We start from the raw sequence: 15,149 nt of genomic DNA, 5'->3' as shown, positions 1-15,149 counted from the left end.
AAACAGAATAGATTACAGTATTGAGTAGAATTTTAAGATTTCTTATTGATGTTCACTAGTATTGTATGTTCTTGATGCTTTTTAATAGAAGTGGAAAATATTTTTTTGGGAGGGGTGGATGAAGGAGGAGGTAATCCAATTTTATTAGAAATTATTTTTATTTTTCTTTGTAAATCTTTCTTTTGTACGGGAGTAAGGTGATTAACAAAGTTATGACAGCAACTATCTATTACTTTATCGAATAGACGGAGAACTTTATCAAATACATATTGATGTACTGAGAGAGTGTATTGTTGTTTTAATGATCTTGTAAAAACAATATCTTTCAGTCTTTCGTTATTTAAACTTTCATCGCCGATCATATCGTTAATACAGTCTCTTTGAAAATTCTTTGAGGATTTATTAAATTCATCTAACTTGGTAAGTGTTTTTATACTTTCTACATTGTTAGCATTTATTTTGCGTTTAATATAAATATCAGCTACGTATTCTTTATTTTCAGGATGTATATTTGTTAAATGATGGATCTCAGTTAACCCATGTATTCCAGCTCTAGATTGCTCTGCTCTACTTTTCCAATGAGTGTTAACATCTTTTCCGTTAATGTATTTTCTTACAGTCTTTTTTTGTATGTTACATTGCTTAGCAATACCTTCTTCTGTATAACCATTATCAAGTAGAAAACTAATCATTCGTTCTACCTCATAACCTGTTTTTTTCTTGGATTTTAATTCAACACGGAGACGTTTTAGAACCCTAGAGTCTTTTGAGGTGAGTTGTTCCACTTTGCATGTTACGAATGGAACATTTAAATGTTTTAAAGCCCAAAAACGACGATAACCCTCGACCAGTATAAAACAATTTGGATTTTTTTCTTCTACAATAAGTGGTTCTATTAATCCATTTTGTTTAATGCTTGTAGCAAGACTAAAATCCTCTAAATTCTTTCGGAATGCATCTTCTAGTTTAATATATTCTAAAGAGATATTTTTAAATTTCAAAATAAACCACCCACTTATTTTAGGTTGTTATTAATGGATATTCAAAAGGTAATTTGTACGATTACTTAACTTATAAATTTATTGTTGCAGGTAGTACAAAGAGAGCGAATAAGTTTAAGATACTAAAAAGAAGAACGAAGCACCTTCCAAAACAGAACTCTCCTAATCAAACTAGCCCCTCATAAGCCCCTTACAAGCCCCTACCAAGTAATAAATCACTAAGAAAAAACACAACAAAACAAAAACACCAACAAACACCGTAGTAGGAGTCGAAAAAAATTTTGAAATAACACGCCAAAAACCCGGCCCTCCTTCCTATATATAGTACAAAGAGGAAATTTTCATTTTTGAATGAGAATGGGAGGAATTGGGATGGCGGTGTATCGTACTGTGCAGGTGAATTTTTGGCAGGATGATTTTGTTTTGGATTTGACGCCGGAGGAGCGGTATTTTTATGTGTATTTGTTGACTTGTTCGAAGACGACGCAGTGCGGGATTTTTCCTTTTCCGAAGCGGTTAGCTGAGATGGAGACTGGTTATAATCGGGAGACTGTTGATAAGCTTGTGCAGCGCTTTGTTGATTATGGGAAGATTCTTTATGATGCGGATACGCGGGAGTTATTCGTTTTAAATTGGCTTCGTTATAATCCTGTGACGAATACGAATGTGGAGAAGTGTGTGCTTCGTGAGCTTAAGGGTGTGAAGAATAAGGAGTTTGTACATATGTTTCTTCAGAAGTGCGTAGAGGAGGAGCTGAATGTTCCGATGCTTTTAGCGCATTTCAGTATGCCTGGTGATTTGGCTGTGGATGATGTAGAGCCGGTTTGTGAGAAGGCAGAGGAAGAAGAGGTTATAGAGGAAGAATCGGGAAGTCGCGTGTTTTCTTTTTATGAGCAACATTTTGGTAGTTTGTCTCCGCATACTGTGGAGGAATTGAGTGCGTGGATGGAAGATTTGTCAGAGGAGCTTGTGCTGAAGGCTCTTCAAATTGCGTTTGAGAATAATAAGCGGACGGTTGCTTATGTGAAGGGGATTTTGAGGGGCAGGCACGGGAAAGGATTTACGAAAGTATGTGAGGTTGAGGCGGATACGGCGAGCTTTAGGAAGAAGGATTCGTCTGTTAGTACGGGGGAGACAGAGGAGTTTTTGGCGAGGTGTGAGGAGTGGGAGAAGAATGCGCCGTCTGAGGAAGAGTTGCAGCGCTTTTTAGCGGAGCGCGGGTGGCGTCCATGAGTATTCAAAATGTGGAGGCGGAAAAGACGGTGTTAGGTTCTCTATTACTTGATGGAGAGCTTATTAAGGAGTGCCGTTTGACGGAGCAGTATTTTTCTCTGTCAGTGCATAAGTCTATATTTCAGTTAATGCGAAAAATGGAAGAAGAGGGGCAACCGATTGATCTTGTGACGTTCATTTCTAGGGTGGATCCGAAGTTTTTAGAGGGGATCGGGGGAATGGAGTATTTTATAGGGTTAATGGATGGTGTGCCTACAACTGCCAACTTCTCTTATTATGAGGGGCTTGTTCGAGGTGCCTGGAAAATGTATCAGGCGGGTGTTCTCGGGCACAAGATGGGGGAGCGTCTTATTGCGGAGAAGAATGAGAAAATTATTGGTGAGACGATTACGGCACTTTGTGAGTTAGAGGAAAAGGACTGTGTATGTGAGTTTGATTTGAAGGATGCGTTAGTTGGTTTGTATGAAGAGCTTCATCAAGATACGAAAGAGAATACTGGTATTGAGACTGGTTATATATCGTTAAATAAGATGACGTGCGGATTGCAGGAAGGTGATTTTGTTGTCCTTGGTGCGCGTCCTTCTATGGGGAAGACTGCGTTTGCGCTAAATGTAGGACTGCATGCGGCGAAGTCTGGAGCGGTGGTTGGATTGTTTTCATTAGAGATGAGTAGTAAGCAACTGCTGAAAAGGATGGCGTCTTGCGTGGGCGAAGTGTCAGGAAGTAGGTTGACAAATCCGAAGCATCGTTTTGCATTAGAGGACTGGGAAAAGGTGAGCAAGGCGTTTGCGGAGATTGGGGAATTACCATTTGAAATTTACGATAACGCAGGCATTTCGGTGCAAGATATTTGGATGCAAACTCGTAAGTTAAAGAGGAAGCATGGGGATAAAAAGCTTTTAGTTATTGTAGATTACTTGCAGCTTATTACGGGCGATCCGAAGCATAAGGGCAATCGATTTCAAGAGATTAGTGAAATTTCTCGTAAGCTTAAGGTATTAGCACGTGAATTAAATGTTTGTGTAGTAGCGTTGTCGCAATTATCTCGTTCCGTAGAAGCACGGCAAGATAAGCGTCCACTTTTATCTGATTTAAGAGAGACAGGACAAATTGAGCAAGATGCGGATGTCATTATGCTTATGTATCGTGAAGATTATTATGATAAGGAAACAATGCAAAAAGAGATGACGGAGATTCATGTGGCGAAGCACCGGAATGGGCCTGTGGGGAGTTTTAAATTGAGATTCTTGAAGGAGTTTGGGCGGTTTGTGGAGGGGAAATAGTTAAAAGACTTGAGCATCACTTTGTAAATAAAATAAAGCATAAGTGTTCCATTTCATTCACTTATGCTTTATTTTTTGATCCTTTGAATATGTTTCTTATTTCCCCATAAAGAAGGATTTTCTCTCTGTAGTAATCCATTGTTCCAAATCGTCTTGGCTAAGTCGGACAAGTCGGTTCACTAACACATCATGCCACACATAATCCTCTAATAGGTATATATGAACCGGATCATCTGTATAAAAGGCAACATTACGCTCTTCAAGTGATGGTCCATAAATCATCTCTTTAGAATCTATGGATAAAATAAACCAATGTTCTGTAGACAGAGTTTCTGTATAGGGTGTGATACGATGGGCTTCTAAATTTTTAATTGGATTTTCAACATGTAGGGTAATACCTTGTACTGTAACTTTATCAGCTACCGCAGATAGTTCCTCTTTTAATGCTTCATACATCTCATCCCACATTGAAATGACAATACGTTGTTCTGCTTTTTTTATTAATGTCTGACAATAGCTAATGATTGTTTTATTGTCTTTTAAAGTAATCACTCGATTATCCGCTTTTTCCTCGGAAGTTTCTAGTTTTTTTAATGACTCACTGATTCCTTCATAAGTAGACTGCCATTCTGATTGAGCCTTTTGTAAAAAGATTTCAACAGGTAGAGGTGAATAGCGAGTGGTGTCATTTATTTCTTCCTTCATGACAATTCCTTTTTCTACAAGGTTACCTAAAATCTCATAAATTCGTGCTCTTGGGATACCTGAATCCTTACTCACTTGGTAGGCTGTGACAGGCCCTTGTTTAACAAGAGATACATAAGATTTAGCTTCATATTCATTAAAACCCATTTTTTTAAGCTGTTGCACTATGTAGTCCACTTTTTTCGTCCTCCGATGTTTGCTTTTATATTTCAACGTTACAATAACTGTTTACATTTAGCAAATTATTAGTTACTATTCTGATAGTGACTAAACGGGAGGTTAATAGTATGGAGTTTTCTTTAGACCCATCAGTATTAATTATTTTGATTGCTTTTGGATTTTTAGCTGCATTTATTGATTCAGTTGTAGGAGGTGGTGGACTGATCGCCTTACCCGCTTTATTATTTACAGGACTGAATCCAGCAAGTGCAGTAGCAACGAATAAACTAGCGTCTACAATGGGGTGTGCAACTAGTAATATTGTGTTTTATCGTTCTGGTAATCTTGATTTGAAATCGGCGTTTAAATTAGTTCCACTAACTTTCATAGGTTCCATAATAGGGGCATGGACCGTTCATTTAATGAACCCAGAAGTACTGAAGCCATTGATGCTGATCATGCTTGGTGCGGTGGCTATTTATACGATATTCAAAAAGGATTGGGGTAGTATTTCCACTCATAAGAAATTGTCTGGTCGACACGTCATTATTTTTACTTTTTTTGTTTTTGTTATTGGTTTTTATGATGGATTTCTAGGTCCTGGAACAGGTTCGTTTTTAATGTTTTCTCTTTTATTTATCGGGTATGATTTTTTAAAAGCAGCAGGTAATGCGAAGCTTCTTAATTTAGGAAGTAATGTTGGGGCATTGTTGATGTTTATGTATGTAGGGCAAGTAAACTATGCGTATGGTTTTATAATGGGGATTGCTCAAATTGCTGGAGGGATTGTTGGCTCCAAATTTGCTATAAAAAAAGGTAGCGGGTATGTTCGTGCTCTTTTCATTACAGTAACTTGTTTATTGTTAGCGAAAAATCTGTATGACTATATTCAGTAAGTAATTTTGAACATCTTCACTTTAAAGAACATAGAAAAGGTCACATATGAAGGCTACATAAAATATAAGAAGATACTAGGGGGAAATTCCTTTTAACATTTTGTAGATGCTACCTTATTCGAAGATAGCATCTACAAATGTCTCATCTAAAAGAAAATCTAAGTGAAGAGAATGAAAATAATATAAACTCATATTTTTCTGGGGTATGTTTATTGATCATAGTGAAATGTTTACCCTATATTCTTCTTATAATTAACCGGCAACAACCCCTTAAAATCTACCTCAGCAATCAAAATACTGACTAATATAAGTGTCGCGCCTAAGTATCCTTTCCCAGTAAGTGTTTCACCTGTGAAAACGAAAGCAAAGCCTGCGGAAAAGACAGGTTCTAATGAAAAAATAAGTCCTGTATGTGTAGGCGTAGTGTATTGCTGGGCGATAACCTGCACGATGAAAGCGACTGCGGTGCAAAATATGCTTAAGGCTAATATGATTAGCCATGAGTCGATCGTGCTAGGAAGTTTTGGCGTTTCGATAATGAATGAAAAAATAAGACTAAATAGGCCGACGAAACCGAGTTGTATGACTCCAAGTGCAATGGAGTTTACATGTTTCGTTACGCTTCCAGTAATGATGACGTGAATGGCATAAAATAAGGCAGACAGTATGCAGAATATATCGCCATTACCGATCTTGAATTCGCTAGTTAATGTTAATAAGCCGATTCCTATTATCGTTAAAATGATTCCTATTATAACTTTCTTTTCCGGAATGTGTTTTAAAAATATAGCTGATAATATCGGAATGAAAATGACTGTGAGACATAGTAAGAAACCAGCGTTAGAAACACTCGTATACTTTGTGCCGAATGTCGCGAAAATGTAAACGATAAATAAAACAGAAGCGAGTATAAATGCATATTTTACCGTTTTAAAATCGAATTTGAATAAATGTTTGTAAAATATTAAACCTGATAAAAGAAAGGCGATAATAAATCGTAATGCGATTAAATTGTATTCTTCGATGCCTTCAAGTCCAACTTTTGTAAGTAAGATGGATGCACCCCAAAAGAATGTAACTAGTAGTAGCCCTAAATCCGCTTTTAATTGTAGTTTCATTTCTATTCCCTCGTTATGTATAAAATTTATAATCCCATACCCCTATCCCCATTTTTAATTTTAATATTAATTCTGAATATTTTTAACTTAAATTTATCGACGTTTTATTTCATTGATGAAGCCTTTTCATCCACTTTTGAAGAAAATCGGTATGTAGTATGTACAAAAAACGCCTATTTCATATAGGCGTTTTTTTGATGGTGAAGTTATTCCTCTTCAAACTGAAAAATATCCCTGTTAATAAGTTGGTGGAGATACCTATCCATTTCATCAGCAGAAACGCTTCTTTCATTTTTAAACCACCATGCGCTTAATGAGGTGATTGCCCCGGAATAAAATTCAATGATTAAATCATTTGGCATTGTATGGTTTTTGCAAAGTTGATGTAACGCTTCTATTTCTTGTTTTCTCGTTTCGTGACTTAAATACTGTGTCCGGCTAATAAATTGTTCATCAGACATTTGCGTCTCTAATATTTTACCGATTTCTTCATGGTGTAGAAATTGTTCCATTACTTGAAATGGTTTGCTTAATCGATCTGAAACCGGTATTCCCGCAATCATCTTGCTGTATCGTTTAAATCCAAAGGCTAATAAAGCATCTTTATCTTCAAAGTGTTTATAAAAGGTTGTTCGGTGTACCATCGCGCGGTCACATATTTGATTAATCGTGATGGTACTATATTTCTGTTTTGATTGCGTCATTAATTCAAATAAGGAATCCCACAATAATTTATGTGTACGTCTAATACGTAAATCAAGTTGTTTTTCACTATCGTTCATCTACAATTCTCCTTTTTTGTAGATTAAATATACAATGGCTGAAAATTGATTCTCCCTTTTTAATCTACATATGTATATTATATTACATGTGTTCGGGTTTATTTAAAGCTTTTTAAGTAAGAAATAGGAGGAGAATTTGCATATGAATATGACAACTAAGAGCCCTGTAAGTGGCAAAGTTGATACTTCTAATATGAAACATACCCCGATTTTAATTGCATTACTTTTAGGGGCAATGGTTGCATTATTAAACGAAACGTTACTTGGTAATGCGTTAACCGTATTAATGAAAGAATTTGGCGTAACGGCTTCAACGATTCAATGGCTGTCTACAGCTTACATGTTAGTAGTTGGTGTTTTAGTCCCGATTACAGCGTTACTTCAGCAATGGATCACAACGAGACAAATGTTTTTGATCGCTATGGTAACGTTTTTAGTCGGTACATTAATTGCGGGATTTGCACCGACATTTTCCGTTTTATTAATCGGCCGTATCGTCCAAGCTGTAGCGACGGGGTTAATTTCACCGTTATTAATGAATACGATTTTACTTATTTGTCCGCCTGAAAAACGTGGTGCCACAATGGGATTAATCGCACTTGTCATGATGGCAGCTCCAGCAATTGGTCCTACATTATCTGGAGTAATCGTAGACTCACTCAATTGGCGCTGGTTATTCTATATTGTTATTCCTATCGTGATCATTTCCATTATGATTGGAATGAAGTACATTCAAAATGTTTCAGAGTTAACAAGACCAAAAGTAGATTATCCATCTATCGTTTTATCGACATTAGGATTTGGCGGACTTGTGTATAGCTTTAGTGCATCGGGTGATTTAGGATGGTCTGATGCGAAAGTGTATGGCACTTTACTTGTTGGGCTTATCTCATTATGTATGTTTGTCGTTCGACAATTGAAAATTGAGAATCCAATTTTAGAATTACGAGCATTTAAAGTTCCGATGTTTACAATATCAGTTGGATTGATCGTCATTGTGATGATGTCGTTATTTTCAACGATGACTTTATTACCGATGTTCCTGCAAACAGTTTTACTCGTTACAGCTTTTAAATCAGGAATCATCATGCTTCCAGGAAGTATTATTAGCGCCATAATGGGACCAATCGCAGGTAAACTATTTGATAAATTTAGTCCGAAAGTTATTATCGTTCCCGGCATTGTGTTAGTAGGAATTGCAATGTTCTTATTTAAAGGCATTACTCCTGATACATCAATGGTACAAATTATTGTCATGCATAGCGTATTAATGGTTGGACTCATGTTTGTCATGACAGTACAAACATACGGTTTAAATCAATTAACACCAGATTTATATCCGCACGGAACGGCAATGTTTAATACGTTACAACAAGTAGCTGGCGCAATTGGAACGGCTATCTTTATTTCAAAAATGTCTTCAGGAACAACTCAGTATATGGAAAGTTCCGCAAATCCAATGGACCCAGTGGAGAAGTTAAACGGTTTAACTTCAGGGTTCCAAGGTGCATTTACACTAGGGTTAATCTTTATCATTGTTGCGTTTATCGTATCGTTGTTTTTAAAAGAAGAGAAAAAGGGAGTAAAGGCAGCGAGGGTTTTACAGAACGAGAATTAAGGTTTATATAAAAAAGACATCTTTAAGAGATAAAGATGTCTTTTTACATTTCTTTTGTAACATCATACCTTAGCAACTGTCCCTGATCATAAAACCTCTCAAAAATAAGCCCCATTACATAAAAGAATACTAGCCCGAAACCAATATGAATGAGTGTAAAAGTAGCTCCAAATGAAGAAAATTCATACACGAGAATTGGCAATTTCGCAGTTGTCCAAACGCCTAAGAAAAATACGATGTACCGAATGCTTGCACCTTTCTTTAGGAGTAGTGCTGCAATTGGGAAGGCAACGTAGAGAGGACCCGCTGCAATGCCGCCTAATAATAAAGAAAATAGGATTCCGTATATACCGGATTTTTCGCCCATATATTTCATGAGCGTTTCTTTCTTCACCCACTGATCAAGTAATCCTACAAATAGTAGGACAGGGGGGAGGAGAAACAACATATCTAAAATGCTATTCCCTGTTAATTGTAATGCGCTCCATCCTAAAGATTGATTTATAAAAGTTAATACAATGAGCCCCAGTAGTAAGATGAAAAAGAAGCGATATTTTTTTAGTTCCTTCATACCATCACCACCCAAATGATATAGGAGAATAGGAGAGACATGAGCAGAGCAGATGCATTACGTGCGTAAGCAAAGCTTCGTCCGAATATTTTTTGTTCCATCGGTAATGTTGTAAGCCCTACTGACATGAGTGTAGACATAAGTGCTGCAACTTGAGGAAGGCCTGCGCCGTGTTGAATTAATGTATTACCGAGAGGAAATACGACGAAGCTTGGAATAAGTGCAACGGAGCCGAGTATCGCTGAATAAACAATGCCGATAAATCCGGACTGTTCTCCAATGATGGAAGAGATGAAAGACGGCGTTAATATAGAAAGCGATAAGCCAACGAAAAGCATGATGGAAAGCATGGCGGGTAGAAGATTGCGAAACATTTTCCATGACTTCATTAGAGCAGCTTTCGTTTTCGTGCGGTCCTTCATAAAAGAAATCCCCGTAAGAATAATGGCTAAAGTGTAAAGGATTACGCCGTTAATCATGATCAGATTCCTTTAAGTCTTTATATTTATCTATGAAAAAGGATAAGTTCTTCATTTTTTCTTCAATATCCATTTGAAACTCTGCCAATTGTTCCTTTCCAGCAGGCGTAATTTTGTACATCTTTCTCGGTTTGTCTTGATGATCTGTACTTACATAAGATTCGATTGCACCTTCGTTCTCTAATTTTTTTAGCGTGCGATATAAAATAGCGCTATCGATTGGATTGACGGGAAGTTCTTCTTCGCACTTTTGCAGTAATTGCCCGCCATAGTTATCTCCTTCTGCCAAAAATAACAAAAGAAACGCACCTGTATGTCTTCCTGTATGTTTCATGGATATACCTCCTAGAATGAATTGGGATTTATACTGTTAATGACAGTATACTGTTGTTAACAGTATATGGTGCATGAGGTGTTATGTCAATTTTAAAATGTGCGAATTTCGAGGGGGGAATTACAAGGATACTATTTTTTAACTATTACCGTTGATAAACTACCAATGAGAAGGGGTTGTACATCCAAAAACAAAAAAAAAGACACTCTCAAGAGTGCCTCTTATTAGCAGCCGAATCCGCCGCCCCAACAGCTAGCTCCTACGATGATTAATAAGATAAAGAGTACAACAAGTAAAGCGAATCCGCCACCGAAACCGCAGCCTCCACCACAACTACCGCCATATCCCATATTAACTCCTCCTTCCATAAAGACCATTTAATTAATGGATTTAATTTACTTTATGTTTTTACGGATAAACTTGAGCAGGTCCTTTTGAAAAATAAAAGATGCTTAGATTTTATAAGAATTGACGACCTTATTTTGTCACGGGTATTATGCTGATGACATATTGTATTTTATTCTGTGTATTGGGGGAAGGAGGATCTTTATGGCCAATTCTGAAATGATTTTACGATTACTTACGGATTTAAAGATTGAACAGCAAGCTTTAAAAGAGCAGTTGGAAAAAATACAAACAGCTGTGACTACTCTTGAAGAAAAATCAGCAATTGTGGAAGAGAAACCAACGACTATTGAAGAAAAACCAGCTGTTGCTGCTGCAAAGCAAAGAGCTCATTCTGGACACCCGACATCTTTTCGTGCTTGGAGAGCATCTGCTCAAAAGAATTCATAAAAATATAAGAAAAGAAGACATCGATTACGATGTCTTCTTTTGCTTGTACAATCCAAATAAGTTAAGAAGGTATATCCATATTGCTTTAAAAATAAGAAGAAAATAACGATTGTCGACTCCTTTTTTAGTATAGCATGTAATAATAAAGATTTTTTATGTAATATTGCATATATATAGATTATATGATGTTAATCTTATATATTTTAGTTGTCTGTTATTTGTTTTAATTCATTTACTTATATTATTTTTTGAGCGCCCCATTGATGGGGCCTTTTTTTATAATTGTTTTAAGGTGGAAACCCCTGAAGCATTATGAGGGGTTTCATGACTAGGAAAAAGATTATTGGTGCTTAATGAGATGAAGACCCGGATGTTGTATCTGAATTTCTTCTAAATGGATTACTATTAATTTTTAAGCTGTTCCCCATAAATGATAAACCACGCCGATAACAAAAAATGCTAGTCCTACAAACAAAACGGTTAAAGCAAGCATTCCATTTTTATTATGTTCCATAAAGTTAGCTCCTCTTTGAGTTATATACAAAAAGCCTTTAGTCGTAATTATGGCTAAAGGTTTTGCTCTTCATACTTTGTAGTTTATAAAAAAGTTGCACTTCTGTATTAATTTGGAATATGATTGTTTAAAGAGTAGGTGATGAGTACATGCAGGAAAGAAAACAATTCCCGCTTATATCTGGAAATCTCTCATTAGATTTAGTGAATACAGAGTTAGTTAGGCGTGGACAACGTTATGATTTATTAATAACAGATGAAGATGTATTAGAATGGCTACATGTAATAAAGGTTAATCTTCCTTTCTGGAATGAAAAAACACTTATAGGAATTCAAAAGCGAATGAATCAAGTTACATCTAGCATACTGGAGCTAAGAGAATTACTGAGAAAACAGTTTGAGGCAATTGCCGATCAGCACGAAATCTCTGATGATTTTATTACGTATTTAGAAAAACAAATTGAGAAGGCACCATTTACATATAAAGTTATTGAACAGAGTTTAGTACCTATTCCAGTTGGAGAAATTGAGGATGTACTTGTATCGTTAATTGCATTTGATGCTTTAACGTTAATAGTAGAAAATGAGCTTATTTCTCTTAAAAGGTGTTCAAACCCTGACTGTGTTTTATTATTTATAGATAAAAGTGGAAAGCGAAAATGGTGTTCTATGAAAATATGTGGGAACCGAAAAAAGGTAGCAAAATTTCAGGTTCGAAAATCTGAAGAAGTTTAGGGAATCAACTTATAACAGTTGATTCTTTTTTTCTGCGTCTTTAAACTAACCTCTAAAATCAATATTGACCGGTTAGTTTGTTCGGGATATAATTATTGGTAAATAAAGGAGGAGAATGATGAGTAATATAACAGCAGCTAAGCAGAAAGAGGATCAACCAATAAGTGTACGATATTTTGCAAAAATGAAAGGGAAAGGAAGAAGTCCATTACAAGTAAATATAAAGGACTCTTTAACGGGATTATTAGGAGGATTTTTAACGATTCTCACCTTAACATATTTAACGAGTATAACTTCTACAGAATTATTAATGGCTCCATTTGGAGCGAGTTGTGTATTAGCGTTTGGAGTTTGGAATGCACCGCTATCTCAGCCGCGTAATATTATTGGAGGACATTTGATTTCAACTTTCATTGGTCTATCAATATATCATTTGTTTGGAAATGAATATTGGACAATTGCTTTAGCAGTTGGGATGTCGATTGCTATTATGATGTTAACAAGAACAACGCATCCTCCGGCAGGGGCTGATCCCATTGTCGTTATTTTAGGAGCATACAGTTGGAGTTATTTAGTAACACCGGTTTTAGTTGGTTCCCTTGTTATTGTAGTTATTGCTTTATTTATTAATAATATGAGTAGTAAAAGGAGCTATCCAACTTTTTGGATATAATTTATAAGGTGAAAAACCATTTGAGTAAGTATCCCATTTTTACTATGTTTTCATTTCTCATACTTTTTTAGTTTACAAAGAAAAGACACCCATATAAGGGTGTCTTTTCCAATAGTTTTTTAGCAGAAGCAAGAAGCTCCAACGATGATTAATAAAATAAACAATACAACTAATAGTGCAAATCCTCCAGAAAAACCGCAGCTTCCACCGCAACTACCACCAAATCCCATAATAGTTCCTCCTTTAATAAGAGGGGAAAACAAAGGGTCACTCGTGTTTTTTAACGGATTCCATTTACTTTATGTTTTGAAGTATAAACATGAGCAGGTCCTTTTGAAAATAAAAAAGACACCTTGAGGTGCCTTTATCCCGCTTTAACGGGCAGTAAGACCCCCACTTCAAAATTCAGCGAAAGCAAAGAATTTAGATGGGGGGTGGGCTGCCCATAAAAGTCCGATTGGTTCAACTAATAATCAGTGGGGGATGAAGAAAACCCCCACTGATTAAAGTTTCACTTTATGTAATTAATATTCGTTAGCATAAAACTCTTTTATTAGTTTTATTTCATTTGTATTCGGGTCAAACTTAAATATTTTAATTTGATTAGATTCGTCTTTATAGGCAAATGTATTATCGCCAACTGGGGTCATATTGCTCGTGTTTACGATAGGTTCACTACCGTGATCAGTGATTTCCACAGTTTTCTCACGATCCCAAAATGCAATGACAATGATCAAGATGATAAGGCATATACGTATGTTACGTAGTTCTCTCGATACAGTATTCTCCATTCGATAGTCTCCTTTGTTGTTTAATAGATTTTGTTTATAAAAGAGATAATTCTTATGAAAATAAATAAAAAAGACACTGTAAAGTGTCTTTTTTATTTGAGTTATGCGCATTGCTTAATAAGACGCTAGTTCCTCAATCTAAATATGAGTAACTATGTAGGGTAGTTTTATTATAACATTTTAACCATTATTGGGTCTATATGGAATTTTATTAATGATTATGTTTGATTATTCAGGATGATAAACATGGTGAAATATGTAAGTTATATACGGTAATTGTAAAATATAATGATGTACATAACTAGTCTTGTAATGAATGTAAGCAACAGCTGATTGATTGTTAGTATTTTCTTTGTAAAAAAATATTCAATAATTTATTATTGCAACCGCTTACTCTTTGTGTATAATAAAGGTAAGTTAATAAGTAAAAGGATTGTTACTGTTCGGCAGGCAAAACCTAAATTGATCTAGAGGCTACGGGTGTAGTGTGGCTTTTGGAATCAGTTTAGGTTTTTTTTATACCTTTTGTGACTTTAAGAAGAAGAAGGCGGAACAATATGAGAATCCATAAAATCTTAAATAACAATGTTGTTTGTACGATGAAGGATACTGAGACAGAAGTTGTACTGATGGGCAGAGGTTTGGGATTTCAGAAAAAAGTAGGCGATACGATTGATGAATCTAAGGTAGAAAAGACCTTTGTGCTAGAAACAAAAGAATTATCAGAGAAACTCGCTAGGTTGCTAACTGAAATTCCTGTAGAAAATTTAGAGATTACAGAGAGAATTATTCAGTTTGCTAAGAACGCTTTGCCGGGGACTTTAAGTGATTATATTTATCTTACATTAACGGATCACTTAAGTTTCGCCTTAACTCGGCATAAAGAAGGAATGGATCTTAAAAATACTTTGCTTTGGGAGATTAAGAGGTTCTATCAGAAAGAGTTTGAAATTGGTCTACAAGCTTTGAACATAATTGAAGAAGAGACTGGGCTTAGACTTTCTGAAGATGAGGCAGGGTCAATTGCACTACATTTCGTTAATGCGCAGCAAGGAGAACCGGCGATGCAACAAACGGTAGCGATGACGAAAATCGTCCAAGATATTTTAAATGTTGTAAAGTACCACTATAAGATGAACTTAGATGAAAGTTCATTTAATTATAGTCGGTTTGTAACGCATTTACGGTATTTTGCGCAGCGTTTAATGCAGAAGGAATTGAACTCGGCCGATGATGATTTTTTATATGAGCAAGTGAAAAGTAAGTATGAAGAGGCGTATTGTTGTACAGAAAAAATTGAAGCGTATTTACGAAAAGCACATAATAGTCATCTTTCAAAAGATGAAAAAGTGTACGTAACGTTGCACATTCATCGTGTAACGAAACGCAATGAATTATGTAATTGAATAAACGGGATTGTTACTGCTTGGCAGGCAAAACCTAAATTGACTTGTAATGGAGTG

18 protein-coding genes are annotated in these 15,149 nt (G+C 35.9%); 8 read left to right on the top strand and 10 right to left on the bottom strand.

The window, feature by feature from the left end:
- Positions 1 to 32: 32 nt before the first annotated feature.
- A complete protein-coding gene (locus ILS93_RS15745) occupies positions 33 to 1,001 on the bottom strand; it encodes a ParB/RepB/Spo0J family partition protein (protein WP_088047914.1) in 969 nt (322 codons plus the stop codon).
- 372 nt (positions 1,002 to 1,373) lie between these two features.
- On the opposite strand from ILS93_RS15745, the gene ILS93_RS15740 reads away from it, so the two are divergent.
- Both ILS93_RS15740 and dnaB read left to right on the top strand, forming a co-directional pair.
- Positions 1,374 to 2,234, top strand: coding sequence for a DnaD domain-containing protein (locus ILS93_RS15740; protein ID WP_098111571.1), 861 nt, complete (start codon positions 1,374 to 1,376; stop codon positions 2,232 to 2,234).
- Positions 2,231 to 3,517 carry a replicative DNA helicase gene (dnaB, locus tag ILS93_RS15735; RefSeq protein ID WP_222660825.1) on the top strand — a complete coding sequence of 429 codons (1,287 nt, stop codon included), beginning with the start codon at positions 2,231 to 2,233 and terminating at the stop codon, positions 3,515 to 3,517. The genes ILS93_RS15740 and dnaB overlap by 4 nt, the downstream gene beginning before the upstream one ends.
- Before the next feature lie 96 nt (positions 3,518 to 3,613).
- Here the strand turns inward: dnaB and ILS93_RS15730 are convergent, their stop codons facing one another.
- Positions 3,614 to 4,399 carry a TrmB family transcriptional regulator gene (locus tag ILS93_RS15730; RefSeq protein ID WP_222660823.1) on the bottom strand — a complete coding sequence of 262 codons (786 nt, stop codon included), beginning with the start codon at positions 4,397 to 4,399 and terminating at the stop codon, positions 3,614 to 3,616.
- A gap of 110 nt (positions 4,400 to 4,509) precedes the next feature.
- Between ILS93_RS15730 and ILS93_RS15725 the strand changes: the two genes are divergently transcribed.
- Complete coding sequence (locus ILS93_RS15725) at positions 4,510 to 5,277, top strand: TSUP family transporter (RefSeq protein ID WP_098111568.1); 768 nt, start codon at positions 4,510 to 4,512, stop codon at positions 5,275 to 5,277.
- Between the two features lie 230 nt (positions 5,278 to 5,507).
- Here the strand turns inward: ILS93_RS15725 and ILS93_RS15720 are convergent, their stop codons facing one another.
- Positions 5,508 to 6,395, bottom strand: a complete 888-nt coding sequence (locus ILS93_RS15720) for a DMT family transporter (RefSeq protein ID WP_098111567.1) — start codon at positions 6,393 to 6,395, stop codon at positions 5,508 to 5,510.
- Positions 6,396 to 6,601: 206 nt separating this feature from the next.
- Positions 6,602 to 7,177, bottom strand: a complete 576-nt coding sequence (locus ILS93_RS15715; protein WP_098111566.1) for a TetR/AcrR family transcriptional regulator — start codon at positions 7,175 to 7,177, stop codon at positions 6,602 to 6,604.
- Between the two features lie 142 nt (positions 7,178 to 7,319).
- On the opposite strand from ILS93_RS15715, the gene ILS93_RS15710 reads away from it, so the two are divergent.
- Positions 7,320 to 8,795, top strand: a complete 1,476-nt coding sequence (locus tag ILS93_RS15710; protein WP_098111565.1) for an MDR family MFS transporter — start codon at positions 7,320 to 7,322, stop codon at positions 8,793 to 8,795.
- 43 nt (positions 8,796 to 8,838) lie between these two features.
- Here the strand turns inward: ILS93_RS15710 and ILS93_RS15705 are convergent, their stop codons facing one another.
- The 4 genes from ILS93_RS15705 to ILS93_RS15690 all read right to left on the bottom strand — a co-directional run bounded on the left by ILS93_RS15705 (position 8,839) and on the right by ILS93_RS15690 (position 10,529).
- Positions 8,839 to 9,366, bottom strand: a complete 528-nt coding sequence (locus ILS93_RS15705) for a permease (RefSeq protein WP_000661297.1) — start codon at positions 9,364 to 9,366, stop codon at positions 8,839 to 8,841.
- A complete protein-coding gene (locus ILS93_RS15700; protein ID WP_000607003.1) occupies positions 9,363 to 9,845 on the bottom strand; it encodes a hypothetical protein in 483 nt (160 codons plus the stop codon). The genes ILS93_RS15705 and ILS93_RS15700 overlap by 4 nt, the downstream gene beginning before the upstream one ends.
- On the bottom strand, positions 9,838 to 10,179 hold the full coding sequence (locus ILS93_RS15695; RefSeq protein ID WP_000683191.1) for a PadR family transcriptional regulator: 342 nt from the start codon (positions 10,177 to 10,179) through the stop codon (positions 9,838 to 9,840). Before ILS93_RS15695 ends, ILS93_RS15700 begins: the two co-directional genes overlap by 8 nt.
- A gap of 224 nt (positions 10,180 to 10,403) precedes the next feature.
- The gene (locus tag ILS93_RS15690; RefSeq protein ID WP_000540377.1) at positions 10,404 to 10,529 is read right to left on the bottom strand and encodes a YjcZ family sporulation protein; all 126 of its coding nucleotides are present in this window, start codon (positions 10,527 to 10,529) and stop codon (positions 10,404 to 10,406) included.
- A 199-nt stretch (positions 10,530 to 10,728) separates the two neighbouring features.
- On the opposite strand from ILS93_RS15690, the gene ILS93_RS15685 reads away from it, so the two are divergent.
- The 3 genes from ILS93_RS15685 (at position 10,729) to ILS93_RS15675 (ending at position 12,895) form a co-directional block, all read left to right on the top strand.
- Positions 10,729 to 10,974: a hypothetical protein gene (locus ILS93_RS15685; protein ID WP_000013675.1), complete on the top strand. Its 246-nt coding sequence runs from the start codon at positions 10,729 to 10,731 to the stop codon at positions 10,972 to 10,974.
- A 663-nt stretch (positions 10,975 to 11,637) separates the two neighbouring features.
- The gene (locus tag ILS93_RS15680) at positions 11,638 to 12,222 is read left to right on the top strand and encodes a CGNR zinc finger domain-containing protein (RefSeq protein WP_064473765.1); all 585 of its coding nucleotides are present in this window, start codon (positions 11,638 to 11,640) and stop codon (positions 12,220 to 12,222) included.
- A gap of 118 nt (positions 12,223 to 12,340) precedes the next feature.
- The gene (locus tag ILS93_RS15675) at positions 12,341 to 12,895 is read left to right on the top strand and encodes an HPP family protein (RefSeq protein WP_000065737.1); all 555 of its coding nucleotides are present in this window, start codon (positions 12,341 to 12,343) and stop codon (positions 12,893 to 12,895) included.
- Positions 12,896 to 13,014: 119 nt separating this feature from the next.
- Here the strand turns inward: ILS93_RS15675 and ILS93_RS15670 are convergent, their stop codons facing one another.
- Entirely contained in the window at positions 13,015 to 13,125 is a 111-nt protein-coding gene (locus ILS93_RS15670; RefSeq protein ID WP_000505686.1) for a YjcZ family sporulation protein, read from the bottom strand.
- 294 nt (positions 13,126 to 13,419) lie between these two features.
- Positions 13,420 to 13,686 carry a YmzC family protein gene (locus tag ILS93_RS15665; protein ID WP_222660821.1) on the bottom strand — a complete coding sequence of 89 codons (267 nt, stop codon included), beginning with the start codon at positions 13,684 to 13,686 and terminating at the stop codon, positions 13,420 to 13,422.
- Positions 13,687 to 14,243: 557 nt separating this feature from the next.
- Here ILS93_RS15665 and licT point away from each other — a divergent pair.
- Positions 14,244 to 15,092: a BglG family transcription antiterminator LicT gene (gene licT / locus ILS93_RS15660; protein WP_064469167.1), complete on the top strand. Its 849-nt coding sequence runs from the start codon at positions 14,244 to 14,246 to the stop codon at positions 15,090 to 15,092.
- Positions 15,093 to 15,149: the final 57 nt, after the last annotated feature.

The organism is Bacillus sp. 16GRE42, from assembly GCF_019837435.1.
GTDB classification, from domain to species: domain Bacteria; phylum Bacillota; class Bacilli; order Bacillales; family Bacillaceae_G; genus Bacillus_A; species Bacillus_A wiedmannii.
The sequence above is the reverse complement of the archived record's forward strand: the minus strand, read 5'-3'. Positions and strand labels throughout refer to the sequence as shown.